The following is a 23,821-nucleotide window of genomic DNA, read 5'->3' as shown; positions in this document are numbered from 1 at the left end:
GGTCGGCCTGGATCATGAATAGGGCGAGTCGCCGGTCCCCTGCGCCATCGGGGGCGTGACAATCACGGGAGGATGGTTCGGACATGTCGAAGCGACTTCTTGGATCGGCCCGCGCGAACAGGGGCCGAAGTCTCCGTCCCCGGGCTTCCCAGCCGCGGGTGTCGGCGGCGCCTGAGGGGCCGGCCGTCGCGACAAGGGACTCCGCGAGGCCGGTCGCGAGCGGCTCGGACGTCGTCGCCGAGGTAGCTGAGTGTTCCGCCGCTCCTGCGCTGGCAGCCAGCGCCGCGGACGATGCTCCCGCTGTGTCGCCGGCTCTCGAGGCGCCCGCCGCACCGATCGTCGCGGAGGTGGCCGCGGCTGCGCCGGCGGTTGCGGCTGCGCCGGTGGCCGCGGCTGCGCCGGTGGCCGCGGCTGCGCCGGTCGTTGCGGCTGCACCGGTGGCTGCGGCTGCACCGGTCGCCGCGGCTGCACCGGTCGCCGCGCTCGCGCCGGCGTCCGAGGCGCTCGCCGCGCAGCGCGCCGTTCCAGGCGACACGGACGACGCGGACCCTCACAAAGCGCTCGAGCACGACCCGTTGATCATGGCTCCACAAGCCGGCGCCCTGACCCAGCCGGGTGCCCTTGCGTCCCCGCCCGATGAGCTGGCGTCCGACGAGGATGCGCTCGATCTGATCGACCCTTCCTCGCCCACGGCGGCGTTCTTTCGGCGCGAGGAGGAAGAGTCGTTCCCGCCGCTCGCCGAGGTGGCCAGCGGCCCCGACGATCACGCTGACGAGCGGCTCGTCGTGGTTCATCAGCTGTCGCCCGAGACCCTCGCCCGGCGGGCGCGCCTTCGTCGGATCGTCGCGGGGGTCGCGGGGCTCGCCGGGGTGATCTCCGTTGCGGTCGTCGCCAAGGCGGTGTTCTCGAGCAAGCCGTCCTCACCTGCGCCGGTCGCGATGGCCGCGCCGGCTCCGAAGCCAGCGCCCGTCGAGACGAAGCTCCTGGCTGCGGCGGGTGCTCCCTCTCCGGCACGGGCGAAGACGCCTGCGCAAACCGAGTCGGCGCTGACGGAGTCCTCTGCAAAAGGGGCCGGCGCCGTTCCCGATCCGGTGAAGGCGGAGGCCGACGCGGAGAAGGCCGCGGCAGAGAGGGCCGCAGCGGAGAAGGCCGAGGCAGAGAAGGCTGCGGCGGAGAAGGCCGCGGCGGAGAAGGCCGAGGCAGAGAAGGCTGCGGCGGAGAAGGCCGAGGCAGAGATGGCCGCGGAGCCGGCGGCCAGCGCTGAGGACGCGGGCAAGCTGAAGAAGGAGGCGCTGAGCTTCCTCAACCGCGGCAGGTACAAGGACGCGATCGAGGCATCCCGCGCGGCCATCGCGGCCGATCCGAGCGACGCGCTGCCCTATCTCTACCTGGGCTCGGCGCTCCAGGACACGGGCAAGTGGAAGGACGGCCTCGCCGCGTACAGCGATTGCGTTCGCAACGCCACGAAGGGCCCCGTCCACGAGTGCAGGGCCATGGGCGGCCGCAAGTAGCGCTCAGAGCGGGCGGCGAGCGATCTGCGTGAGGAACGCCGCGGCCGCGGCATAACCGAAGGCCACGCCCGTGGCGAGGCGGCTCGCATGCCAGACGGGGCGCAGCCCGAGGTCCTGGGTCGCCACGTCGACCGCCATCAGCGCGGCGAGGGTGATGAGGATCGGACGCCACGCCGTCATCGCCAGGCGAGGGCGCGCGATCGCGGCGCCCGCCGCGATCCCGGCGAAGATGCCAGCGCAGCGACTGCAGAGCGGCATGACGACGCCGTCGAGCGCGAGGGATCGCTCGGGCATCCGGTGGCACATCGGCGCGAAGACACGATCGAGCGCCGCGCCGAGCTCTCCGAGCGGCGCGCGGCTTCGCGCGAGGGGGAGGCACCAGGGCAGGGCGCCGAGGAGGACCAGCGCGCAGCGCACGATCGACAGCAGCGAAAGCCGCTCGGCCGGGCTCGATTCGCCGGGCGCGTGCGGCTCGGCGCCTGCGCCGACAGCGGCGAGCGCGTGCGGCTCGGCGCCCGCGCGGACGGCGGCGGGCACCTGCGCCGCTGGCTGCCCGCGCCCGGAAGCGCACGGGGCCACCTCAGCCTCTGTCGGGCGCGCTCTTGCCGAGGTGGCGCATCACCTCTTTCAGGTCGCTCCAGACCTCTCGCTTCGCGCTCGGCTGGCGCAGCAGGTAGGCCGGGTGGAACGTGGGCATGATCGGGATCGAGCCCTTGTAGAGCTTCCACGTGCCGCGGAGCTTCGTGATCCCCTCGCTCGTGCCGATCAGCCCCTGCACCGCGGTGGCGCCGAGCGCCACGATCACCTTCGGCTTGATCAGCGCGAGCTGAGCCGTGAGGTACGGGCTGCAGGCCGCCATCTCGGCCGGCTCTGGCTTCCGGTTCTTCGGCGGCCGGCACTTCACGATGTTGCAGATGTAGACCTCGTCGCGGTGGTACCCCATCGCCGCGATCATCTTGTCGAGCAGCTGCCCCGCCGCGCCGACGAACGGCTGCCCCTGCTGGTCCTCTTCGGCCCCTGGCCCCTCGCCGACGAACACGACCGCGGAGCTCGGGTCGCCGCGCGAGAACACCGTGTGGGTGCGGCCCTCGTGGAGCGGACACTTCTGGCAGGTGCGGACCTCCTCCGCGATGAGCGAGAGCCGCGCCGCGCGCTCCTCCTTCGTGTCCGGCAGCGTTGCGCTCGCGCGCGCAGCCGTATCCGCGCGTTGTGCCGGTGCGGCGCCCACGGCAGGCCGGGGCGACGGCTCGGGACCTCGCTGCGCCTGCGTCTGCGTCGGCGACCACGTCCCCTGCGACTCGAAGCCGCCGCGCTGCTCCGGCTGCGGAGCGCCACCGCGCTGCTCCGGCTGCGGAGCGCCACCGCGCTGCTCCGGATGCGGCAGGGAGGGGCCCGCGGCGGCTCCGCGCTGCTCCGGATGCGGCAGCGGGGCGCCCGCGGCGCCACCGCGCGGCGGCGGCGGCGAGAACGCCGCGTTGCTGCCCCCTCGCGCCACCGGCGGCGAGGGCGCATCCTGCCCGGAGAAGCCGCGCTCCGGCCGCCGAGGCGCCGGCGTAGCGCCGTCCGAAGAAGTCGCGCCCAGCGCCTCGTGGAGCGCTGCGGGGTGGCCCGGCATTCCGTCCGCGCCGGTCGTTGCGTGCCATTCCAGGAACGCCCGGACCGAGGCGGTCAGATCGGCGAGCTCTTCGCGCAGCGCTTCGACCATGGTCGTCCTCTCAGTGGCCGCCCTGCTGCGCGAGCCAGCGCTCCGCGTCGAGGGCCGCCATGCAGCCCGTGCCAGCGGCCGTGACGGCCTGGCGGTAGTTCCAGTCCTGCACGTCGCCCGCGGCGAAGACGCCCGGGATGTTGGTGCGCGTCGAGCCCGGCACCGTCTTCAGGTAGCCGTTCGGGTGCGTGTCGAGCTGCCCGACGAAGAGATCGGTCATCGGCGTGTGGCCGATCGCGACGAACATCGCCGCCGCCGGCACGAGGTGGCTGTCGCCCGTCTTCGTGCTCTTCACGCGGACGCCCGTCACCATATCGGCCTTCACGTCGAGCACCTCCTCCACCACGTGGCTGTAGAGGATCTTGATCTTCGGGTTCTCGACCACGCGCTGGATCATCGCCTTCGACGCCCGGAACTCGTCGCGGCGGTGCACCAGCGTGACGCTGCTGCAGAGGCCGGACAGGTAGGTGGCCTCCTCCATCGCCGTGTCGCCGCCGCCGACGACCACGACGTCCTGGCCGCGGAAGAGGGCGCCGTCGCAGACCGCGCAGGCGCTGACGCCCTTGTTCTTGAGCTTGTCCTCGCTCTCGAGGCCGAGGTAGTTGGCGCGCGCGCCCGTCGCGATCACCACCGCCTTCGCCAGGTAGAGCGTGTCCTCCACCCACACCTTGAAGGGGTGGCCCGTCAGCTCGACCTTGGTCACGTCCGCCGTCACGATCTCCGTGCCCTGATGGGCGGCCTGATCGCGAAAGCGCTGCATCAGCTCCTGGCCGGTGATCTTCTCGGGGAAGCCCGGGTAGTTCTCGACGTCGGTCGTGAACATGAGCTGGCCCCCCGGGATCAGGCCGCCGGCGCTGAAGCCCTCGATGAGGAGCGGCTTCAGGTTGGCGCGCGCCGCGTAGATGGCGGCGGTGAGCCCGGCGGGGCCGGAGCCGATGATGACCAGGTTGCGGACGTTCGATTCACTCATGGTGGAGGCATCTTATAGGCGCGACCGCCTTCCGCGTCGACCGCCCCGGCGGTCCGGCGCGCCTCCGCTGCGCCGCGCGTCCTGCGCTCCGCTCCACCACGCCAGAGGCACGTCCGAGGCACGCCAGAGGCACGCCCGAGCAGCCGCCCGCTCAGAAGCGCATGGTTCCGCTCAGACCGAACTCGTCCAGGCCGCTCTCGAAGCGGCCGCCGTTGACGCTCTGGACGCTGCGGTAGCCGCTGAGCGCAGCGCCGGATACGGCCTTGAGGCGCCCGTTCCCGCCGTTGTCCAGCGCACCGAAGGACGTGTGCTGAAACGCGGCTGAAATGTCGACAGGGCCGACGCGCGCGGTCACGCCGGCCCCGACGCCGATCCGGTAGCCGAGGTGGAAGTCGAGGTTCAGATCGGCGTCGTCCTGCCCCTTGTTCTCGAAGAAGCCGCCGGCGCGCAGCGCGAGGAGGCTCGGGAGCACGACGAAATCGCCGCCGAGCCGGACTCCCAGGACGTCTCGCCAGCGGTGCGGGACGTCGGCGTTGGGCGGCACCGTGCCCACGCTCGTGCCGCGCACGGGGATGCCCTCGCGGAACCGGACCTCGATCGCGTCGACCGCGCTGTTGTTGGCCCAGGTGAAGTCGAGCTCCACGTCGAAGAGGTCATCCGCCAGCGAGTCGCGGACGCGGGGCTCGGCGGCGGAAGCGCGGCGTGAGTCCGCCGCGCGCCGCGCGCCGGCGCGGGGCATGTGGTACCGGAGCCCGAGCTTCGCCTCCATGGGGATCCGCATCGTGAGATCGCCGGCGCCCTGCTCCTCGGTGACGTTGCACTTCGGCGCCTCGCCCTTGCAGGGGTCCTCGTCCTTCGCCCCTGCCGGCGTCCAGTAGCGAGACTCGATGGTGAGATCGGTCTTCGCGCGCACGGCGTCCTGCCACTTGAACCATGCGCCCAGGTCGAGGTGAGCCGCCGCCGCCCAGCGCGCGCCGAGGACGAAGCCAGGGATGAAGAGGTCGGTCGCCTCCGCGCGCGTGCGCAGATCGCCGTGCGCCTTGAAGTCGTCGCCCCCTTCGCCCGAGAGCGCCTCGCTGAAGTTGACGAAATCGATCGCCGCCGTGCCCCAGATGAAGCCGGCGCCGAGCGAGATCCCCTCCGCGGGGGTGAAGCCGACCGAGAGCGTCGGCATCAACATCAGGGCGTCGAGCGACGTGAGCAGGTACCGCTGCGGCGACGGCTGCGTCATGTCGCCGAAGCTCGGGTGCGTGTACCGGAGCGACTCGGGCCATGCCCGCTCGCCGACGCCGTGCGGGCCGAGCACCGCGACGCCGAGGGCGAGCGCGTCGCTCACGCGCAGGGTCGCCGCGAGCTGCGGGTTCGGGAACAGGCCGCCCTCGGCGCACACCTCGGGGTCGGGGCCCCCGTCGCTGCCGGGCGCCGGGATCGCCGTCGTGGCGCTCGGCGGGACGGGGCGGCCGCCGGGGCCGAGCCTCGTGAAGCACTGGGCCAGCTGGATGAAGTGGACGCCGCCGTGCGCCCCGCTCCGCTGCGCGGCGAGCCCCGCCGGGTTGAAGTAGGCGGCGAGCGGATCGTCCGCCCGCGCGACCCACGCCCCGCCGCGGCCGAGCTGGAGCACCCCGATGTCGGGCGAGTCGAGCCCCGACGACGCGCGCGCGGCGCCGCCGGCCACCATCGCAGCGAACGCGGCGCCCGCGGCGCCGGCAGATCCTCGTTTCATGACCCCCCCGTCCCCACCGCGCGGCGATCCCCGCCGCTCGGCCTCACTTCACCGGAGACGCCTTGAGCGCCGCCTTGCCGTCCTTCACGTAGACCGTGAAGCGAACACGCGAGCAGTTGTGGCGAGCCACGAGCGCGTCCTTGTTGCGCTGCAGGGTCCCCTTGAACTTCTCGAAGGTGAGCGCGTTCGTGGGCTCCCCGCACTGCTGCTTGACCGACAGGAACTCCTCGTAGACGGCGTTCCATTCGGTGAGCTCGTCCGGATCTCCCGCGCCGTCCTGCTGCGGCGCTGGCGCGGCCGGCGCGCTCATCGGCTCGGGGAGCGGGTTCGGCAGGGCGGGCGCAGCACCCGGCGCCCTGGGCGGCGGCGGCGGCGGCGGGCGCCGCGGCGGCGGGCGCCCGGGAGCGCCCGCGGGCTCGGGGGCGGAGATCGCCATCCCCGCGTCCGAGACCTCCTCGATCGCCTCGACCGGCTCCACGGAGTCGCGGGCCGGCGGCGGGCCGCTGAGCGGGTGCGAGCCGGGCCGCCGCGTGGGGCCGCGCGGGCTCACCATGGGCTTCGGGTACGAGGGGCGCGAGTCAGGGCGCGGCTCGCCGGGGCCGAGCGGCACCGAGAACGCGCTCATCGCCGGCTGCGTCGGGATCGGGCCGAGCACCTGCTCGAGGTCGGCGGCCTTCCGGGGCGCGCCGCCCTTCGCGGCCACCTTCTCGACGCCGTCGTTGATGTCGGCCGCGATCTTCCGGAAGGCGCCGCGGAAGCGGCTCGGCGCCAGCACGTCGACCTCGCCCTTGGAGAAGCGCGCCGCCTCGCCGCGGAAGACATGGAGGGGCCGCGTGTGCTCCAGGAACGAGAGCACCAGCCCGATCGCGGCCATGGCGAGGACGCCGGCCAGGATCAGCGCCGTGGGCACCTCGCTCTTGTCGTCGTTGTTCGCCTTGTCGAGGAAGTTGAGCGGCGACTCGACCGACGCCGCAAGGCGGCCGACCGCGTAGCCGGCGCCGAGCTCCCACGCCTCGCCGGGCAGCCGCGCGTAGACCACGCCGAGGTGCTGGCCGATGACGCGGACCTCCGAGCGCCCCTTCTCGATGTAGTCCTTGTTGTCGTCGAGCAGCTTCAGATCCTGCGTGATCTGGTCGAGGTTCGCCTTGTCGAACCCCTCGGGCGCGCCGGAGGCGACGCGCGCCCCCTCGGCGTAGAAGCCGACGGCGGCGCCGGTGCGCTTCGTGACGGCGCGGGCGAAGGTGTCGTCGATGATCTTGGCGCCGATCACGGCGCCGACCGGCTCACCGTTGACGTCCTGCTCGACGGGGCGCGCCACGACGCGGAGGATGCGGCCCTTCCAGACCCACGCGTCATCGCGGATCCAGCCGTGGAGGGCGTCGGCGACCAGCGGGTAGCCGCCGAGCTCCCAGTCCTCGCGGTGCTCGAAGTCCACCGACGCCATCACCCGCCCCGCCGCGTCGACGGCCCACACGTGATCGAACTTGAGCTCCGGCGGCACCTCAGCGGTTGCGGTGCGCAGCGCGGTGCGGGCCTTCTCGCGCAGATCGGCGCCGGGCTTGGCCTCGGCCGACGACTTGGCGAGCGCGGTCCGCAGGGCCGGGTTCAGCGCGACCCGGATGAGCGCGCTCGAGCGCTTCCGGGCGTCGTCGTTGAGGAACCACTCGACCGCGCTGGAGTCGGCGCTGAGCGCCTCGCTCATCGCGCGGTGGCTCGAGCGGTTGTAGAGCTGCGCGGCGACGAAGAGGACGAAGACCGCGGCGCCGAGCGCGAGCGCGAGCACCCCGTACCAGAAACGCGACAGCAGCATGGCCTACTTTCCAGCCTCCGCGCTCGGTCCGCCGGCCTCACCCACGACGACCGGCTCCTTGATGAACTGCTCGTCCGGCCCGGGCTTCACGATCGCCTCGATGGCCTTCCCGACCGGCTCGCCGTTGAAGTAGCCCTGCAGCGTGTACGTGCCGGCCTCGATCTCCATGGCGAAGTTGCCCTGACGATCCGGGTAGGCGACGGCCACCGCCCTCGGCTCGACGACGATCCACGACCGGACGCTCGGGGCGAGCTGGTCGCGGAGCTCGTACTTGCCGGGGCCTGGCGGTGTCCAGGCGCGGGTCTTGGCCGCGGCGATCTCGACCGCCTGGAGCCCTTTGTTGCCGACGTCGTAGATCTTGTGCGGGAACGGGTCCTGGTTCTCGAACTGGATCTGCTGGCCCTCGGCGACGACGACCGTCACCGGGGAGGTGCGGCCGCCCGCGATGACGATCGAGCGCGGCGTCTTGAGCGGCGCGCCCTTCTCGCCGAGCGCGGCGATGCACAGCTCCTTCGGCGCGTAGCCGAAGAGCGCGCGGACATCGGCGCGGACGGTCGGGGACGGCTCGCGGAACGTGTACCGGTTCGCCTTCGGGTCCTTGGCCTCGTTCCAGACCGGGTTCAGGAGCTTGGGCATGCCCGTGGCCCGGCCCTTGATCGTCACCGCCGCCAGGGCAGCCCCGGGCACGGTGAGGATCGCGAGCGTCAAGGCCAGGCGCCGGACGAAGCGCGAGCTGCCGGGGAGGCAGCGCGCGAGGTGGCTTGACGACCCAAACCGCGCTGCGCCGACGAGCGGGCGCTGCTCGTCGTGCTGCGCACCTGCAGATCGAGGGGATCTCGTATCCATCGCAGGCCCGAAGCTACCGGAAGGGGGATGAGAACGGAAACAAAAGCCGGGCCGTGCGCCGCGTGCCCCGCCCGCGCCGCCCTGCGGGCTCCCCGTTCCTTGTGCGGTGTGCTTGGCCTTGTCCGGTGCCGCGAGCGCCGCAGCGCCGCGCCCAGGCGGGGGTACCCCCGCCGTCAGGTGATGCCGCGGTGCGCCGGTCGCCGTGCGCATGTCGAGGGCATCAAAAAACTGCGGGCCGCTTGGACGGCCCGCAGGGGAGAGATGTTCCGTACCGCCGAGGACGTGGGCCGAAGGACTTGAACCCCTAGCATAGCTGCTAGGTGGGAGCCTAAGTACCGCTTCAGGCTTCCCGGTGAATGGTTCCGGGCCTAGCTCACCACGGTATCGTTGCTGGCTCCCTGGTTCTTGCTTACTCGGGATTCAATCGTCCAGCGCCTCACGAAGTCGGCAGAGGGAACAACCATAGGATAGTTCACTGGGCGGCTCCGTCAACAGCTCTTCCGCACGTTCTCATGTTTTGATGGTCGCGGTCGCTGGTCGCCGGTCGCCGGTCGCCGGTCGCCGGTCGCCGTTGGCGGTTCACATCGCTCGCACGGGTCATGCATGAATCGCGCAGGGATCTCGCCCGATTCACCCGTGAGTCCTGCACGCGTCATGCATGAGCGCCTGATGGCGTACGGGTGGCCCCGAGCTGGCCGGCGCCTAGCAGGTCGGCGAGCCCGGGGGAGAGAACAGCGCGACGATGGGGGCATGGACGAGGCCGTTCGACGCCACGATGTTGCCTGTGTGGTAGTTCGGCGGACCGCCGTCGAGCGCGGTGATGACGCCGCCCGCGCCGCGGACGATCGCGCTTCCGGCGGCGACGTCCCATGCGTGCAGCCGGCGCTCCCAGTACGCATCGTAGGTTCCGTCCGCGACCATGCAGAGATCGATGGCCGCGCTGCCGCAACGACGCACGGCCTGCGCGTTGCGCTTGACGGTCATGAAGGCGTCGAAATTGTTGTCCGGCGCCCGGTCGCGGATCGGCGGGAAGCCGGTCGCCACCATCGCGCGCTCCAGCGACGCCGTGGCGCTGACCGCGCATCGCTCGCCGTTGCGGCGCGCCTCTCCGTCGATCGCCGCCGTGCCCACCGGCCCGCGAGCGGCGCCCCGCGGCTGGAAGCCCGTCCAGCGGAGCCCGAGCGCGGGCGCGACGACGGCGCCGGCGACGGGCACGTCGTCGTCCATCAGGCCGACGGACACGCACCAGAACGGATGGCCGTGGACGAAGTTCGTCGTGCCGTCGAGCGGATCGACGTACCAGACGAGCCCGCCGCGCGGCTCCGCGCGGCGCGCGGCGCTCTGCTCCTCGCCGACGACGGCGACGCCGGGCGAGAGCGCGTCGAGCCGCGCGACGAGCAGGTCCTCGCTCGCCCGGTCGAACTCGGTCACGAGATCGTGCGGCCCCTTCTCCTCCACGCGCAGGCCGCGCGGCCCTGCCCGGAACCCGGCCTGGACGAGCGCCGCCGCCTCCTCGGCGACGCGCAGGGCGATCTCGGAGAGCTCGAGCAGCTCGGCTGATCCGCGCCCGCTCATCGCGCCTCCGCCGACAGCGCGCCGCGGAGCTTCTCGTAGATGCCGCCGAACGCCCCGTTGGACAGGAGCGCGATCGTGTCGCCCTTCCGCGCGTCGCGCGCGATCGCGGCGACGATCGCGTCCACCGAGGCCGCCGCCTCCGCGCGCTTGCCCCCGCGCTCGATGTCGCGCACCAGCCTGTCGAGATCGAGCCGTTCGCCGGCGGCGATGTCCGGGCGCCCGAGCGGCGCCAGCACGACGCGGTCGGCCGCGTCGAACGCGCGCGCGTAAGGCTCCTGGTGCAGGGCGCGGCACGCGGTCGCGCTGCGCGGCTCGAACACCGCCCACAGCGCGCCTCCCGGGTGCCTGGACCGGAGCGCGCGCAGCGTCTCGTCCACCGCGGTCGGGTGGTGCGCGAAATCGTCGTAGACGCGGACCCCGCGCGCCTCGAACAGGAGGTCCTGCCGGCGCCGGACGCCCGCGAAGCCGGCGAGCGCCGTGGTCGCGGTCGAGAGCGGCACGCCGAAGCCCTGCGCCGCGGCCGCGATCGCGGCGATGGCGTTGCGCACGTTGTGGTGCCCAGGCATCTGCAGGGCAAAGCGCCCGGCCAGGACGCCGCCGGCGTACAGATCGAACGACTGGCCGCTCTCGCCGGCCTCCGCGGGCGCGGCGAGCCAGTGCGGCGGCCGCCCGTGCGTGTCGTCGCCCTCGAGCGCGAACCACGCGACCTCTGCGCGCGCCGATCGCGACACCAGCTCGACGACCCGCGGATCGTGCGCGGCCGCCACGAGGAGCCCGGTCTCCGGGATCCGCTCGACGAACCCGCGGAACGCCGCCTCGTAGGACGCGGCGTCGGGGTAGATGTCGATGTGATCGTGCTCCATCGACGTGACGACGCCCACCTCGGGCTGGTAGTGCCAGAACTTCGGCGTCTTCTCGAAGAAGGCGGTGTCGTACTCGTCGCCTTCGACGACGAACGGCGTCCTGCGGCGCCCGGCGCCCGCCTCGCCGAGGAGCGGCAGGCCGCGGCGGTCGCTCGCCGAGGAGGCGCTCCGGGGCAGGCGGAAGCTCGCCTCGAAGTTCTTCGGCAGGCCGCCGATGAGGAAGCCAGGGTCTCTGCCTGCCTCGTGAAGGATCCACGCGCACATCGAGCTCGTCGTCGTCTTGCCGTGCGTGCCGGCCACGACGAGCGGGGAGCGGCCGGCGAGCATGTGATCCGCGAGCGCGTGCGCCATCGTGGTCACCCGCATGCCTCCGTCGATCGCGGCGCGGGCCTCGGGGTTCGTCGGGCGGCAGACGTTGCCGATCACGACGAGATCGGGCCGGGGGTCGAGGTGCGCGGGATCGAAGCCGGTCAGGAGGCGGATGCCCCACCGCTCGAGGGCCGGCCCCATGGGCGGGTAGAACGAGACGTCGGAGCCCGAGACGTCGTGCCCTGCGGCCTTGAAGAGCCCCGCCAGCGCACCCATGCCGGTGCCCGCGACGGCGACGAAGTGGACGTGCATCGCGGCGCAGTGTGCCCGAGCGCCCCGGGGGGGCAAGGGGGCATCCGCGCGAGAGCTCGCCAGACCGCGCCGGTCCCCGGGAGTCGGCGCGCGCCGCGTCAGCGATGTCTGGAGTCGCGCGCGCGATCTCGTTGCGGGGATACCGAAGAGAACGAGCGCGCCTTGACTCGATATCTCACGCTCCGCGCGTCTACCGGTCCTGGCAGACTCCCTGTCTGGACGGCTCGACCGAGGAGGCGAGCTGGCGCTGCGGCTCGCGTCCAGCGTCAGGGCGGATCGACGAGCACGAGCGGCCTCAGCCGCTTCAGCGACCGCCGGCCCAGCCCCTTGACCCGGAGCAGGTCATCGATCTTCCGGAAGCGCTTGAGCTTGGCTCGCAGCGCCAGGATCGCGGCTGCCTTCGCCGGGCCGACGCCGGGGAGGCGCCGGAGGTCTGCCTCGGTCGCGAGGTTCAGCACGACCTTTCCGTCTGCAGTCACGCCGCCGCCCGCGGGAGCGCCCGTCCCGCCATCGCCGGGCGGCGGCGGCTCTACCGCTGCAGCCCCCGCGTCGGCGCCGGGCTCGGAGGTGGCCTGGGGCGGCGGGCTTCCGGCGGAGCCGAGCGGCGCTGGATCGCCGGCGACCATCGCCAGCTCCGCGGTCGGATCTGTCGGGCGGGCCGGGTTTGCCGGGCGGGTCGGGAGCAGGCTCAGCGCGTGCCCGGAGCCCACGAGCGCCAGCGCGAAGAACCCCGCAATGTAGGCCGCGACCTTGCCGCCCAGCGCGGTCCAGGCCGAGTCCCTCAGCGCTGCCAGCGCCCGCTCTCGCCACGGGCGAATCACCTCGTTGTCCTGCGCTGCATCGGCCGGCCCGGCGGGCGAGCCTGTCCCCTTCGATGTCGCTTGCATCGTGCCGCGTCTCCTTCCGGTCATCCCGTCTCGTGCCAGGGACGTCGCCCTCCGCGCACCCGCGATCGGCGTTCGTCTCCTCGGCGTCGCCACCACCGCCAAGCGAGCGGCGTGCCGGCGCGCGTTTGCTTGGAAACCCGAGCAAATCCCGGGTGGGAGGCGCTCCGGGGCCTGGCGCCGCCATGGCGGAGGCGCGCGGCGCGGCCGGCGCGGCGCTGTCGACCTCGCCGCCGGGCGGCCGAGCGCCGTGTCTCGAGCGAGAAGCTCGGCTACCATCAGCGCCCCGGGCGCCCCGCGACCGGCGGCATCCACCACCGCCGCGAGGCGCTCACCACGAGGTCTTATGCCCCACGATCCCCGTCGCTTCGTTGATCCCGGCCCCGCGGGGCGCTCGCGCCGAGGCTTCCTCGGCGGGCTCGTCGCCGGCGCCGCGGGCGCCGCGCTCCTCGGCCCGCGCGCGGCGTTCGCGGAGGCGCCGCTGAGCCTCGCGGCCTCGCCGCCCCCCGGCTTCACGCCGCTCTCCATTCCGGGGAAGATCGTGAAGGTCACGAAGTCGAACTCGATGCAGCCGAACGGCCTCTGGCCCGACGCGTCCGCGGCGAAGGTGATGCTCGAGCGGGCGATGGCCGAGCTCACCGGGAAGGCCGACCTCGGGGCCGCCTTCGCGCGGTTCGTCCACAAGGACGACCGCGTGGCGATCAAGACCAACGGGATCGCCGGCCAGAAGGGGGCGACCATGGCCACCAACAAGGAGCTCGTGCTCGAGATCGTGCGCGGGGTGATCGCGGCCGGCGTCCCCGCGGAGAACGTGGAGATCTTCGAGCAGTACCCGTCCTTCCTCGCCGGCACCCGCTGCGCCGACCGCAGCGCCAAGCCGGCGGCCGAGTTCCCGGCCGGGATCCGCGCCGCGGTTCACGAGAACAAGGACGCGGTGATGTCGAGCATCTCGGTCTGCGGCATCCCCACCAAGTTCGTGCGCCCGTTCACCCAGGCGACGGCGGTGATCAACGTCTCGCTGATCAAGGACCACTCGATCTGCGGCTATACCGGCTGCCTCAAGAACATCACCCACGGCGCGACCATCAACCCGCACTCCTTCCACGAGCACACCGCGAGCCCGCAGATCGCGGAGCTCTACGGGCAGGACATCGTGAAGAGCCGTGTCCGCCTGCACATCACGGATGGCTTCAAGCTCATCTACGACCAGGGCCCGCTCGACAAGAACCCGAAGCGGCGCGTCCTCCACGAGTCGGTCTATGCCACGACCGATCCGGTCGCGATGGACGTGATTGGCTGGGGCGTGGTCGAGACGTGGCGCAAGGAGAACGGGCTGCCCACGCTGAAAGAGGCGAGCCGTGAACCTTCGTACATTCGCATCGCGGGCGAGCTCGGTCTGGGCGTCTTCGACAAGAATAAAATCGCGATGCGCGAGGTCGGATTGTAGCGGCGCCGCGGGATCCGCCCGCGTGACCGCCGTCGATGAGGCCGCTCGCCGAGGCTCGTGTTGCTCATGTCCTGCTCCAGGTCGACTGCGCGCTCGTCCACACGCCGGAGGGCCGCGCAGGTGGTCCCGGTCCTCGCGTCCCTCGCGGTCGTCGCCTGCAGCAGCACTCCCCCGACGAGGCCTCCGGGGTTGCCTCCGACGCCGACGTCGGTCACCCGCGAGAACCCGGGGGGCGACGCGGCAGACCCCGAGCGGGCCGCGCTGGAGCGGCTGCTGGCCGAGCCGTGGGGGAGGCGGCAGGACCGGTTCAACACGCTCGACGTGCCCCTGGTCGACTGGAAGAGCTGGCGCAGGGTGCGCATCTTGACCTACCCGACGCGCGCGACCTTCCGGTACGGCGACGAGCACTACGCCGCCCTGTCGGTCGTCTACACGACCACCACGGGGCCGAGCGACCCCGACAGCTGCCTCGACGAGTTCTGGGCGAAGAACGCGCCGCTCGCCGACGGTTATGGCGTGCGGCTCGGGGAGGCGCAGATCATCCGCACGACGCAGGAGATCGACGGTGAGGTGCGGCCGCTCGTGTTCAAGGTCCTCCAGGGCAGCGTCGACTCGGTGCTCGCGAGCGACGAGTACGTCGGCGCGATCGCCGTCTACGAGTCGTGGCCGGGGACATGCCTCGTGGCCGCGATGGCCGTGAAGTCGACCCAGCACCCCGAGCTCGCGCGCCGCGTGCGCGACCGCTGGATCGACGAGGGCGCCCCGAGGCTCACGTGGACGTCCGGCATCACCGAGGCGCCCACGACCAGCGCGCGGTAAAGGCGCCGCCGCGCCCTGGCGATGGCCGGCGATGGGAGCGCCAGGGCGGCGTCGCGACGCCCCGCGAGATCACGGTCCTCCGGGCGCCGGGCTCTCCGCGGCCTCGAGCGACCACGGCGCGCCCTGAGCCACGCTGTGGCAAACGACGAAAGCGGCCGCGATGAGCAGGCCGACGGCGACCATCCAGGGGACCCGGAGCGGCGGCAGGACGCGGCTGTCCAGCACGACCTCGCTGTGCCGGTCGCACGAGGCGGAGGCGGGCTCGACGGCCGCGTCGGTCGCCGTGGGGCTGCCGAGGTCGTTCGCCGGCGCCGCCAGCATGGCGGCCATGGTCGTCTGATCATCCATCGCGCAGCGAAGCGGGGCCGCGACCGCGCCTACCGCGCTCCGCTTCACGATGGCGCTCCGCTCGGACGGCGGCGGGACGGGGATCGCGCGCAGCGACTCCGACGACGGCAGGGAGGCCGGCACCTGCACGATCGCGGAGAACGCTTCCATCATCTCCTTGCCCGACTGGAACCGCGCCTCCGGATCGAACTCGAACGTCCGGGCGAAGAACGCGTCGATCCCGGGCGGGAGCTCCGGCGCGAGCTTGGACGCCTTCGGGAACGACGTCTGGCAGATGTGCCTGACCAGCTCATTGATGTTGGCGCCCGCGAAGGGGCACTGGCCGGTGATCGCGCGGTAAAGGATCACCGCCATCGACCAGAGATCGCTCCTGTAATCGACCTGCCTGGGCGCCATGGTCTGCTCGGGGCTCATGTACCTGGGCGTCCCGAGGACCATGCCCGTCTTCGTGATCCGATCGCGCGAGCAGGACGACTTCGCGACGCCGAAATCGACCACCTTGACCAGATCGTCGCCCGCCGAAGAGGTGATGAAGATGTTCCCCGGCTTCAGATCCCGGTGGATCACCCCCGCGGCGTGGATCGCGTCGAGGGCCTTGCCGAGCTGCGTGAACAAGGCCGTCGCCTGCGCGAGCGGGATCCGCTCCTCGCGCTCGAGGCGGCGATTCAGGTCCTCTCCCTCGAGGTACTCCATGACGATGAACGCGCAGCCGCGATCGACGCCGTAATCATAGGTCTCGATGACATAGGGGCTCCGGACGCGCGCGGACGCGCGGGCCTCGCGCTCGAAGCGGGCGATGAGCTCCGGCTCCGTCGCCGCGAAGCTCCGGATGAACTTGATAACGACCCGCCGCCTGAGCTTGTTATCGAAGCCCAGCCACAGATCACCCATCCCACCGCCCCCGAGCCTGCGCTCGAGACGGTACTTGTCCATGACGGCACGACCTTCAGCAGTCTCCTTCATGGCTCCGCACCTGCCACCCAATGCTCTAGCCTGGGACAAGTGATCACCCGATTCCTGTCGAAGGGCCCACCCCCGATACTACGCCTGATCAAACTATAGAGCAATCCGTCCGGACGGTGAGCTGAAAACGTCCCGAAACAGAGCGCAGCTCACAATGAATGAGCGTATTGCGCCGAAGCGCGCGTGGCGCGTGTGTGACGCTATGTCACTCGATGTGACTCGAGGTGAATCGATGTCCGTCGAGGTGCGGCAGCCTGCGATTACAGGATATCGAAGGGGTAGGCGCGATCCGCATAAGCTCGCACCGCGATGGCCTTGCGCAGCTCGTCGTCGTTCTTCTGGAAATCGGCGACGTGCTGCCTCAGCCGCTTCTGCGCGATGCCGGTGAACACGGTCGTGAGATCGATCTCCCGCCGCGCCCCGTCCTCCCCGCGCCGCTCGATGGCCCGGGTCGTGCGCGAGATGCACGCGGCCATGCCGTAGAGGTCGATGGCCATCTCCGCGATGCGGCGCTGCGCGTACTGCATCTCCGCGATCTCCCGCCCGTGCTTCCGGAGCATGTCCTCGCTGTGGGTGGCGAGCTCGGCGGTGCAGTCCTCGAAGATCACCGCCTCCCGGCTGAGCAGCGGGTGCGCCTTCGACATCCGCTCGCGCCCGAGCACCGACCGCGCCTTGCGGAGCGCGAAATCGCTGAGCAGCCCGAAGCCCTTGATGGGCTCTCGCATCGCCTTCGCGACGTCCGAGAGCGCCTTGCCCGGGCCGCTCATCCCGGAGAGCGCCATGAAACAGCGCAGGATCTCGTTCGTCCCCTCGAAGATCATGTTGATCCGCGCGTCGCGCAGGTGCCGCTCGTAGGGGTAGTCCTCCATGTAGCCGATGCCGGCCGCGATCTGGAGCGTCTCGTTGACCACGAACCACAGGGTCTCGCTCCCCATGACCTTGCAGATCGCGCTCTCGATCGAGAAGTCGGGGACCTTGGCGTCGGCGAGGCTCGCCGTCAGGTACGTGATGGACTCGAGCGCGTACGTGTGCGCCAGCATCGTCGCGATCTTGTCCTTGATGAGCCCGAAGTCGCCGATGCTCCGGCCGAACGCGCGCCGCTCCTGGACCCGATCGAGCGCCATCCGGATCAGCGTGTTGCAGGAGCCCACGCACCCCGCCGACAGCCCGAGGCGCCCGTTGTTGAGCACCTCGACGGCGACCTTGAAGCCCTTGCCGACCTCGCCCAGCACGTTCTCGCGCGGGACCTTCACGTCGTCGAAGAAGAGCTCCGTCGTCGACGAGCCTCGGATCCCGAGCTTCTGCTCGTTCGGCCCGCTCTTCACGCCCATGCTCCGCTCCACGATGAAGGCGGTGAGCTTCGGCTTCTTGCCCTCCTCGAGCGCCGAGGTCCGGGCGAACACCGTAAAGACGTCGGCGAAGCCGCCGTTCGTGATCCAGATCTTCGACCCGTTCAGGGTGTAGTGCGAGCCGTCGGACGACAGCTCGGCGCGCGTCCTGATCGCCGCGGCGTCGGAGCCGGCGCCCGGCTCCGTCAGGGCGAAGGCCGCCATCCACTCGCCGGTCGCGAGCTTCGGGAGATAGCGCTGCTTCTGCTCCTCCGTCCCGAAGAGCTGGATCGCCTTGAAGCCGATCGACTGGTGCGCGCCGAGCGTGACGGCGATCGACGCGTCGAGCCCGCCGATCTCCTGCATCACGCGCGCATACGCCATGTTGCTGAGGTTGACGCCGCCGTGCTCGGAAGGGATCTGCAGGCCCATCAGGCCGAGCCGCTTCATCTCGGCCAGGACGCCCGGATCGATGGCGTGCTCCCGGTCGATCCGGCTGCTGTCGACGCTCGACGCGAAGAACCTCCGCACGCTGTCGAGCATCATCGACGTCGTCTCCCGGTCCTCGGCGGGCATCTCGGGATACGGGAAGATGATGTCCTCGGCGATGATGCCGTGGAAGAGGGCCTTCATGAAGCTCTGCTCGATCGTGGGAGGCATCGGACCTTCCTTTCCTGGAGCAGGCCGCTCGGCCTCCGCGGGAGCGCGCGGCGCGCTCGGCCTGCTCAGTGCGTCTTCCTCGGCGTCCGCACGGACTCCGCCGGGCTCTCGTCCTTCACGGGCCCTCCGGCTTCGTCCACGACGACGGGCGCGACCGCGCCCCGCGCGCTCGAGGAGGGCGGCGGGGCAGCGCCTCGCACGCTCGCGGGGGGCGGCGGGGCAGCGCCTCGCACGCTCGCGGGGGGCGGCGGGGCAGCGCCTCGCACGCTCGCGGGGGGCGGCGGGGCGGCGCTCCCGTCTCGACCCGGCGCGCTGGACGCGGGGACGGGCGTGGGCGTGCCGGGGCGCGTGGGGTGCGGCGTGACCGTCGGCGGCGCAGGCGTGTGCCCGGCGCGATCGCTCTCGCGCTGCCACGGGTACTTGATGCGCCCGTGGTACATGTTGACCAGCGTCGACGCCATCCGGCTCGTCATGATGCGCAGGTCCTCGATCGTCAGCCCGGATTGATCGAGCTGGCCAGACGCGAGCTTCGAGAACATCACCCGCTGGATCATCTCCTCGAACTTCTTGTGCTCGGGCGGCCAGATGGTCCGCGACGCCGCCTCGATGGAGTCGACGAGCATCAGGATGGCCGTCTCCTTCGTCTGCGGCTTCATGCCGGGATAGCGGAAGTGCTCCTGCGTCAGGTCCTTCGGGTTCCCGTGCTCGACGCACTTGTGCCAGAAATACTCGACGACCTGCGTGCCGTGGTGGGTGTACGCGAACTCGACCACCGGCTCGGGGATGTTGCCCTCACGCAGGATCTTCGTGCCCATCACGACGTGCGCCATGATCGCGTCGGCGCTCACCTCCGGATCGAGCTCCTCGTGCGGCGATCGCTCGCCGGGCGGGAGGTTCTCGATGAAGTACTTGGGCTGCACCGTCTTGCCGAGGTCGTGGTAGTAGGCGCCCACGCGCGTCAGCAGCGCGTCGGCGCCGATCGCCGCGGCCGAGGCCTCGGCGAGGTTCGCCATCGCGCGCGCGTGCTCCCAGCTGCCCGGCGCCTCCGCCGCCATCTTCTTGAGGAGCGGCTGCTCCAGGTCGGTGAGGTCGAGCAGCTTGTCGCGGGGCACGTGCCCCATCGCCCGCTCGGCCGGCTCCCTCAGGCTCCGACCGAGCACGCCGACGAGCAGCCCCCCGCCGACGCAGGCGAGCACGTTGGAGCCGAGCCAGCGCTTCAGATCGGCGCCGAGATCGAAGCTCCCCTCGAACAGCACGGTCAGCGCGATGAACCCGATCGCGCCGGCGATGCCCGCCAGGCTGCCCGCGACGAACAGCTGCCGCGAGCCCTTGCGCTTGAAGAAGAACATCGTCGCGGCGATGCCGCGCACGAGCAGCACCGACAGGAGCACGACGTCGAACCGGAGCAGCGACGACGCGATGAACGCGACCCCGACCTCGACGAGGAACGCGGTCCGCCGATCGAACGCGATCGCCACCCAGAGCGGGAGCGCCGCGACCGGCATCCAGAACTCGGGCAGCGCGGTGAAGAGCAGGAGGAGCTTCGCGACGATGAGCGAGCTCGTCATCAGGACGAACATGCCCACCTGCGTGCGGAGCAGCCGCACCCGGTTCTGCCCGAAGCGACGCAGGTAGACCGTCAGCATCAGGCAGACGATGAGGTAGATGGCGTACAGGCTCGCGAGGCGCGCGCCGAGCCCGGGCCGCCGCATCCGCCGCACCGTCTCGTACGCCATCGCGGCGTTGTGATCCTCGTTGTGCTCCGAGAGGACCGTGCCGCGCGGCACGATCACGCGCCTGTGCTCGTACGAGAGCGTGAAGCTCCCGTCGTGCGTGTCGCGCACGATCCGCGGACCGTACGGGACGCGCAGCGTCACGGGCGCAGGCATGCCCATCTCGGGGCTGAGCGCAGGGATGAAGAGCTCGCCCACGCCGAGCACGGCGAAGCACGCCGCGAAGAGGGCGCTCAAGACGAAGCCGGCGAGGGGACCTGCCCGGATACGCGTGCGCAGCATGGAACCGCTCGGTCTCGTCCGCTGGTGCAGCCTGAGAAACGGTTGACAGGGCACGCTCGCGCGTGGCCCCGCCTCCTCCACCGGACGACCGCGAGGGGCCGCCGATGTCGATGTGTAGGCGGGACCCTAGCAAAGAAGCAAGGCCGAGTCAGCGGCACGCGGAGCGTGGGGGGCGCCCCGGCGCCGCGCGCCCCTGCTTCCCCCTTCTTCCCCTTGCTTCCCCTTGCTTCCCCTTGCCTGATTGCCTCCGTTCTCTGCGCGCCCTCCGTTCCCTCCGTCCCGTGTCTTCCCCATGGTTCGCGCTGAATCCCCGCCCGAGCGTGGGGGCGGCCGCCGGGAAGCCGGCGCCCGAAGCGAATGTGGACGCCGGTGCGCCGTCCAACGCCGGCGCGCGCCCGTCGGCCCAGGCGGCGTTGGCGGAGCGCGACGCGCCGGACCCCCCTCGCGATGTTCCAATTGCTCCTGGAAAACATCGATTCGAGCAGACAATTGCCGTTCGGCGCAAAAGTTGCTACCCACAGGAAATGTCCCCGCTGCGCATGCTGCTCGAACGCCGCAGGAGCGTGGTGATCATGGGGGTCCTGAACCGCACGCCGGACTCGTTCTCCGATGGCGGTCGCTTTGCGGATGAAGATACGGCTCTCGCGCAGATCGATGCGATGCTCTCCGAGGGGGCAGACATGATCGACATCGGCGCGGAGTCGACGCGGCCGGGCGCGCGGCCCGTGCCGGATGACGAGCAGATCGCGCGCATCGGCGGGAGCGTGCGCGACGCGGTGAAGAGGGGAGCGGTGGTCTCCATCGACACGACCTCTCCCGCCGTCGCGGCGCGCGCGCTCGACGATGGCGCGGCCGTGGTCAACTCGATCTCGCTCGACAGCGCGGCGGAGCTCGGCGCGCTCTGCGCTCGGCGCGGGGCGTCGCTCGTGCTCATGCACAGCCGCGGCCCGATGTCGGCGATGGCCGGCTTCTCCGCGTACCCCGACGACGCCTACGGCGACGTCGTGGCCGACGTGGCCCGCGAGTGGTCGAGCGCCGCCGCGCGGGCGCTCGAGGCAGGCTTGCCGGAGGGCGAGCTCGTCCTCGATCCGGGCCTCGGCTTCGCGAAGAACGCGCGGCAGTCGCTCGAGCTCTGCGCCAGGCTGCACGAGCTCTGCGCCCTCGGCTTCCCCGTGCTCGTCGGGCCGAGCCGCAAGTCGTTCCTGGCGCGCGCCGCGGCCTCGGAGGCCGCGGCGCGAGGCGACGGCGGGGAAGCGCCGCTCGCGCCGCCCCCGGACCGCCTCGGCGGCTCCGTCGCCGCCGCGATCGCGTGCGCCGCGCGCGGCGCCGCGGCCGTCCGTGTCCACGACGTCCGCCCCGTGCGCCAGGCCCTCGACGTGATGCGCGCGATCGAGCGCGCGGGCGCCGGCGACCGTCGGCGCCCGGACGGCCCCGTCGCCCAGGGGGCGCGCGGCGATGGTTGAAGGGTTCCTCCGCCTCTTCTCGGTGAGGCCGGCGACGCAGGTCATCCGGGACTTCTTCGACATCTTCATCGTCGCCTACGTCGTCTATCGCGCGCTCCTCGTGCTGCGCGGCACCCGCGCGATGCAGATGGGCCTCGGGCTCGGCATCGTCTTCCTCATCTATCTCGGGGCGAAGATCTTCGGCCTGACCACGCTCCTCAACCTCCTCTCCTGGCTCCTCTCCTCGATCATCCTCATCGTGGTCGTCGTCTTCCAGAACGACATCCGACGCGCCCTCATCCGCGTGGGCGGCAGCAACTGGTTCACGAGCGGACGCGAGCAGCAGTCGCGCGTCATCGACGAGGTCGTGGCCGCCGCGACCGAGCTCGCCCGCCACCGCATGGGCGCGATCATCGCCTTCGAGCAGGACGCCAACGTGCTGGAGTTCGTCAAGAGCGAGGGGATCCACATCGACTCGGTCGTCACCCGGGAGCTGCTCGTCTCGCTGTTCGTCCCCGAGTCGGTGAACAAGCTGCACGACGGCGCGGTGCTGATCCGAGACCTCAAGATCGCGCGCGCCGGCGTCTTCTTCCCGATGCCGGAGACCAAGATCCTCGACGCCAGCCTCGGCTCCCGCCACCGCGCCGCGCTCGGGATCACCGAGGAGACCGACGCGGTCGTCGTCGTCGTCAGCGAGGAGCGCGGCACGATCAGCTTCTGCTTCAGCGGCAACATCGTCTCGAACCTCGACGGCCAGTCGCTGCGGCACGCGCTGCTCGGGCTCTTCGGCCGCTCGTCGCGCAGGCGGCGCTTCGCCAAGAAGGTCGCCCAGGTCGGCCGCGCGAGCCTCCCCACGCCGGCGGCGCGCGGCCCCGCCGTGGGCGCGACGCAAGGCGCCGGGCAGGCCCACGAGCCCGGCAAGCCCGCCGCCGCGAAGCCCGCGCCGATCGAGGCCAAGCCTGCAGCGCCGGTCTCGAAGACGTCCTCGATGATCAAGGCGGCCGTGGACCCGGACGCGCGGCCGATGGCGAGGATGTCGACGTCCACGCCGATGCGCTCGGGCGCCGAGGCGCGCGCCGCGACGGGATCCAGCGCCGACCTGCGCGCCGCGGCCGGGGCCGGCGCCGGGGGGCCGGCCGCGCCGCAGGACGCGGATCGCCCGTCCGAGCGCGGCCGACCGGCCATGGTCGACGTCCCCGCGGCGGGCGCGACCGACTCCCCCGTCCCGTCGCAGCGCACCTTCGTCCCGACCGGGCAGGTCGCGGCGACCGCCGCATCCAAGGGGAGCGCGGAGGGGATGCCCCCGCGAGATGAGCCATGACGCTTGCCGGCATCCGCGAGGCGCTCCGCTCGGCGCTGCTCGACAACCTCGGCCTCAAGCTGCTCTCGATCACCTTCGCGCTGTGCCTCTACGCCTTCATCCACGGCGCGGAGAACGCGCAGCGCACGCTGATGCTCAGCGTCGTCTCGATCCTCCCGCCCGAGTCGAGCAACCGGCAGCTCATGACCCAGATCCCGGACGAGGTGGCGGTCACGGTGCGCGGCTCCCGGACGCAGCTCGACGACCTGCGCGCCGAGAGCCTCGGGACGCTGCGGCTCGATCTCCGCAACGGCACGGTGACGCACATCGATCTCGACGCCTCGATGTTCCACGTGCCGGCCGGGCTGATGGTCGAGCAGCTGTACCCGTCGACGATCGAGCTCGGCTGGGACGACGTCGTCACCCGGGCCGTCCCGGTGCACGTCCCCCGCACCGGGGACGCCGCGCAGGGGTTCCTCGTGAAGGGGATGGTCTCGGTCGAGCCGCCGATGGTCAGCGCCCGCGGCCCGCGCTCGGTCGTCGACGTGATGCAGCTCGCGCGCACCGCGCCGTTCGACATCAGCGGGCTCACGGAGGGCGCCTACCAGCGGCAGCTGGCGCTCGATCGGCCGCCCAAGCTCGTGACGTACAGCTTCGAGAGCGTGATGGCGACGCTCGAGATCGGGCGCGAGCTCGCCACGCGGACGTTCGAGCGCAAGGTCGAGGTGATCGGCATCCCGCGCGCGACGGTCGCGCCGGCCGTGGTGCAGGTGAGGATCACGGGGACGCCGGAGGACGTGGGCGCCGTCAACGCCGACGCGATCGTGGCGCGCGTGGAGCCCAAGGCGGCGAACCTCGATCTGAGCCAGCCGGGCAGCGACTTCCTCGACGTGCTCGTCGACGTTCCGCGCGTCACCGCGGAGGTCAACCCGTCGAAGGTCATGGTGAAGTGGTGAGCGCGGCGCGCTGACGCTCCGCCGCCGCGGACGTC

The 23,821-nt window shown here is 71.8% G+C and carries 18 protein-coding genes and 1 other RNA gene; 6 read left to right on the top strand and 13 right to left on the bottom strand.

All coding sequences use genetic code 11. The features are described 5' to 3' along the window. Positions 1 to 302 precede the first annotated feature (302 nt). Positions 303 to 1,511, top strand: coding sequence for a hypothetical protein (locus tag WMF11_RS42805; RefSeq protein WP_437974858.1), 1,209 nt, complete (start codon positions 303 to 305; stop codon positions 1,509 to 1,511). A gap of 3 nt (positions 1,512 to 1,514) precedes the next feature. Here the strand turns inward: WMF11_RS42805 and WMF11_RS42800 are convergent, their stop codons facing one another. The 10 genes from WMF11_RS42800 to WMF11_RS42755 form a co-directional block, all read right to left on the bottom strand. Then, positions 1,515 to 2,090: a DUF2085 domain-containing protein gene (locus tag WMF11_RS42800; RefSeq protein ID WP_437974857.1), complete on the bottom strand. Its 576-nt coding sequence runs from the start codon at positions 2,088 to 2,090 to the stop codon at positions 1,515 to 1,517. Between the two features lies 1 nt (position 2,091). Then, the gene (locus WMF11_RS42795; protein ID WP_437904829.1) at positions 2,092 to 3,216 is read right to left on the bottom strand and encodes a uracil-DNA glycosylase family protein; all 1,125 of its coding nucleotides are present in this window, start codon (positions 3,214 to 3,216) and stop codon (positions 2,092 to 2,094) included. A gap of 10 nt (positions 3,217 to 3,226) precedes the next feature. After that, the gene (trxB, locus tag WMF11_RS42790; protein WP_437545928.1) at positions 3,227 to 4,186 is read right to left on the bottom strand and encodes a thioredoxin-disulfide reductase; all 960 of its coding nucleotides are present in this window, start codon (positions 4,184 to 4,186) and stop codon (positions 3,227 to 3,229) included. 151 nt (positions 4,187 to 4,337) lie between these two features. After that, a complete protein-coding gene (locus WMF11_RS42785) occupies positions 4,338 to 5,909 on the bottom strand; it encodes an OmpP1/FadL family transporter (RefSeq protein ID WP_437974856.1) in 1,572 nt (523 codons plus the stop codon). Between the two features lie 43 nt (positions 5,910 to 5,952). Continuing rightward, the gene (locus WMF11_RS42780; RefSeq protein ID WP_437974855.1) at positions 5,953 to 7,719 is read right to left on the bottom strand and encodes an MXAN_5187 family protein; all 1,767 of its coding nucleotides are present in this window, start codon (positions 7,717 to 7,719) and stop codon (positions 5,953 to 5,955) included. A gap of 3 nt (positions 7,720 to 7,722) precedes the next feature. Continuing rightward, positions 7,723 to 8,565, bottom strand: coding sequence for a cupredoxin domain-containing protein (locus WMF11_RS42775; RefSeq protein ID WP_437904826.1), 843 nt, complete (start codon positions 8,563 to 8,565; stop codon positions 7,723 to 7,725). 264 nt (positions 8,566 to 8,829) lie between these two features. Continuing rightward, a non-coding RNA gene (gene ssrS / locus WMF11_RS42770) (6S RNA) lies at positions 8,830 to 9,022 on the bottom strand. 245 nt (positions 9,023 to 9,267) lie between these two features. Next, positions 9,268 to 10,140, bottom strand: coding sequence for an inositol monophosphatase family protein (locus tag WMF11_RS42765; RefSeq protein WP_437974854.1), 873 nt, complete (start codon positions 10,138 to 10,140; stop codon positions 9,268 to 9,270). Further along, positions 10,137 to 11,624, bottom strand: coding sequence for a UDP-N-acetylmuramate--L-alanine ligase (locus WMF11_RS42760; RefSeq protein WP_437904824.1), 1,488 nt, complete (start codon positions 11,622 to 11,624; stop codon positions 10,137 to 10,139). Before WMF11_RS42760 ends, WMF11_RS42765 begins: the two co-directional genes overlap by 4 nt. Positions 11,625 to 11,890: 266 nt before the next feature. After that, a complete protein-coding gene (locus WMF11_RS42755; RefSeq protein ID WP_437904822.1) occupies positions 11,891 to 12,511 on the bottom strand; it encodes a ComEA family DNA-binding protein in 621 nt (206 codons plus the stop codon). A 343-nt stretch (positions 12,512 to 12,854) separates the two neighbouring features. On the opposite strand from WMF11_RS42755, the gene WMF11_RS42750 reads away from it, so the two are divergent. Then, positions 12,855 to 13,955, top strand: coding sequence for a DUF362 domain-containing protein (locus WMF11_RS42750; protein ID WP_437545915.1), 1,101 nt, complete (start codon positions 12,855 to 12,857; stop codon positions 13,953 to 13,955). Between the two features lie 120 nt (positions 13,956 to 14,075). Beyond that, positions 14,076 to 14,774, top strand: coding sequence for a hypothetical protein (locus WMF11_RS42745; RefSeq protein ID WP_437974853.1), 699 nt, complete (start codon positions 14,076 to 14,078; stop codon positions 14,772 to 14,774). 69 nt (positions 14,775 to 14,843) lie between these two features. Here the strand turns inward: WMF11_RS42745 and WMF11_RS42740 are convergent, their stop codons facing one another. The 3 genes from WMF11_RS42740 to WMF11_RS42730 form a co-directional block, all read right to left on the bottom strand. Next, positions 14,844 to 16,055 (bottom strand): serine/threonine-protein kinase, encoded by a 1,212-nt coding sequence (locus WMF11_RS42740; RefSeq protein ID WP_437974852.1) that lies wholly within the window; start codon positions 16,053 to 16,055, stop codon positions 14,844 to 14,846. A gap of 290 nt (positions 16,056 to 16,345) precedes the next feature. Beyond that, positions 16,346 to 18,073 carry an acyl-CoA dehydrogenase family protein gene (locus WMF11_RS42735; RefSeq protein WP_437904818.1) on the bottom strand — a complete coding sequence of 576 codons (1,728 nt, stop codon included), beginning with the start codon at positions 18,071 to 18,073 and terminating at the stop codon, positions 16,346 to 16,348. Positions 18,074 to 18,138: 65 nt separating this feature from the next. Then, positions 18,139 to 20,088 (bottom strand): HDIG domain-containing metalloprotein, encoded by a 1,950-nt coding sequence (locus tag WMF11_RS42730; RefSeq protein WP_437904817.1) that lies wholly within the window; start codon positions 20,086 to 20,088, stop codon positions 18,139 to 18,141. A gap of 524 nt (positions 20,089 to 20,612) precedes the next feature. On the opposite strand from WMF11_RS42730, the gene folP reads away from it, so the two are divergent. The 3 genes from folP to WMF11_RS42715 are packed head-to-tail and all read left to right on the top strand — an operon-like array spanning position 20,613 to position 23,786. Next, complete coding sequence (folP, locus tag WMF11_RS42725) at positions 20,613 to 21,551, top strand: dihydropteroate synthase (RefSeq protein WP_437974851.1); 939 nt, start codon at positions 20,613 to 20,615, stop codon at positions 21,549 to 21,551. Continuing rightward, the gene (cdaA, locus tag WMF11_RS42720) at positions 21,544 to 22,851 is read left to right on the top strand and encodes a diadenylate cyclase CdaA (RefSeq protein WP_437904815.1); all 1,308 of its coding nucleotides are present in this window, start codon (positions 21,544 to 21,546) and stop codon (positions 22,849 to 22,851) included. Before folP ends, cdaA begins: the two co-directional genes overlap by 8 nt. Beyond that, the gene (locus tag WMF11_RS42715) at positions 22,848 to 23,786 is read left to right on the top strand and encodes a CdaR family protein (RefSeq protein ID WP_437545901.1); all 939 of its coding nucleotides are present in this window, start codon (positions 22,848 to 22,850) and stop codon (positions 23,784 to 23,786) included. The genes cdaA and WMF11_RS42715 overlap by 4 nt, the downstream gene beginning before the upstream one ends. Positions 23,787 to 23,821: the final 35 nt, after the last annotated feature.

Source organism: Sorangium sp. So ce295 (assembly GCF_051527405.1).
In the GTDB taxonomy this organism is placed as follows: Bacteria; Myxococcota_A; Polyangia; order Polyangiales; family Polyangiaceae; genus Sorangium; species Sorangium cellulosum_B.
Note: the sequence above shows the minus strand (reverse complement) of the source record. Positions and strands in the feature narration are given on the sequence as shown.

Bases quoted from the DNA above. Each gene is read 5' to 3' on its own strand.
- WMF11_RS42795 (WP_437904829.1), bottom strand. From the start codon at position 3,216: ATGGTCGAAGCGCTGCGCGAAGAGCTCGCCGATCTGACCGCCTCGGTC.
- trxB (WP_437545928.1), bottom strand. From the start codon at position 4,186: ATGAGTGAATCGAACGTCCGCAACCTGGTCATCATCGGCTCCGGCCCC.
- WMF11_RS42785 (WP_437974856.1), bottom strand. From the start codon at position 5,909: ATGAAACGAGGATCTGCCGGCGCCGCGGGCGCCGCGTTCGCTGCGATG.
- WMF11_RS42780 (WP_437974855.1), bottom strand. From the start codon at position 7,719: ATGCTGCTGTCGCGTTTCTGGTACGGGGTGCTCGCGCTCGCGCTCGGC.
- WMF11_RS42775 (WP_437904826.1), bottom strand. From the start codon at position 8,565: ATGGATACGAGATCCCCTCGATCTGCAGGTGCGCAGCACGACGAGCAG.
- WMF11_RS42765 (WP_437974854.1), bottom strand. From the start codon at position 10,140: ATGAGCGGGCGCGGATCAGCCGAGCTGCTCGAGCTCTCCGAGATCGCC.
- WMF11_RS42760 (WP_437904824.1), bottom strand. From the start codon at position 11,624: ATGCACGTCCACTTCGTCGCCGTCGCGGGCACCGGCATGGGTGCGCTG.
- WMF11_RS42755 (WP_437904822.1), bottom strand. From the start codon at position 12,511: ATGCAAGCGACATCGAAGGGGACAGGCTCGCCCGCCGGGCCGGCCGAT.
- WMF11_RS42750 (WP_437545915.1), top strand. From the start codon at position 12,855: ATGCCCCACGATCCCCGTCGCTTCGTTGATCCCGGCCCCGCGGGGCGC.
- WMF11_RS42740 (WP_437974852.1), bottom strand. From the start codon at position 16,055: ATGGACAAGTACCGTCTCGAGCGCAGGCTCGGGGGCGGTGGGATGGGT.
- WMF11_RS42735 (WP_437904818.1), bottom strand. From the start codon at position 18,073: ATGCCTCCCACGATCGAGCAGAGCTTCATGAAGGCCCTCTTCCACGGC.
- WMF11_RS42730 (WP_437904817.1), bottom strand. From the start codon at position 20,088: ATGCTGCGCACGCGTATCCGGGCAGGTCCCCTCGCCGGCTTCGTCTTG.
- folP (WP_437974851.1), top strand. From the start codon at position 20,613: ATGTCCCCGCTGCGCATGCTGCTCGAACGCCGCAGGAGCGTGGTGATC.
- cdaA (WP_437904815.1), top strand. From the start codon at position 21,544: ATGGTTGAAGGGTTCCTCCGCCTCTTCTCGGTGAGGCCGGCGACGCAG.
- WMF11_RS42715 (WP_437545901.1), top strand. From the start codon at position 22,848: ATGACGCTTGCCGGCATCCGCGAGGCGCTCCGCTCGGCGCTGCTCGAC.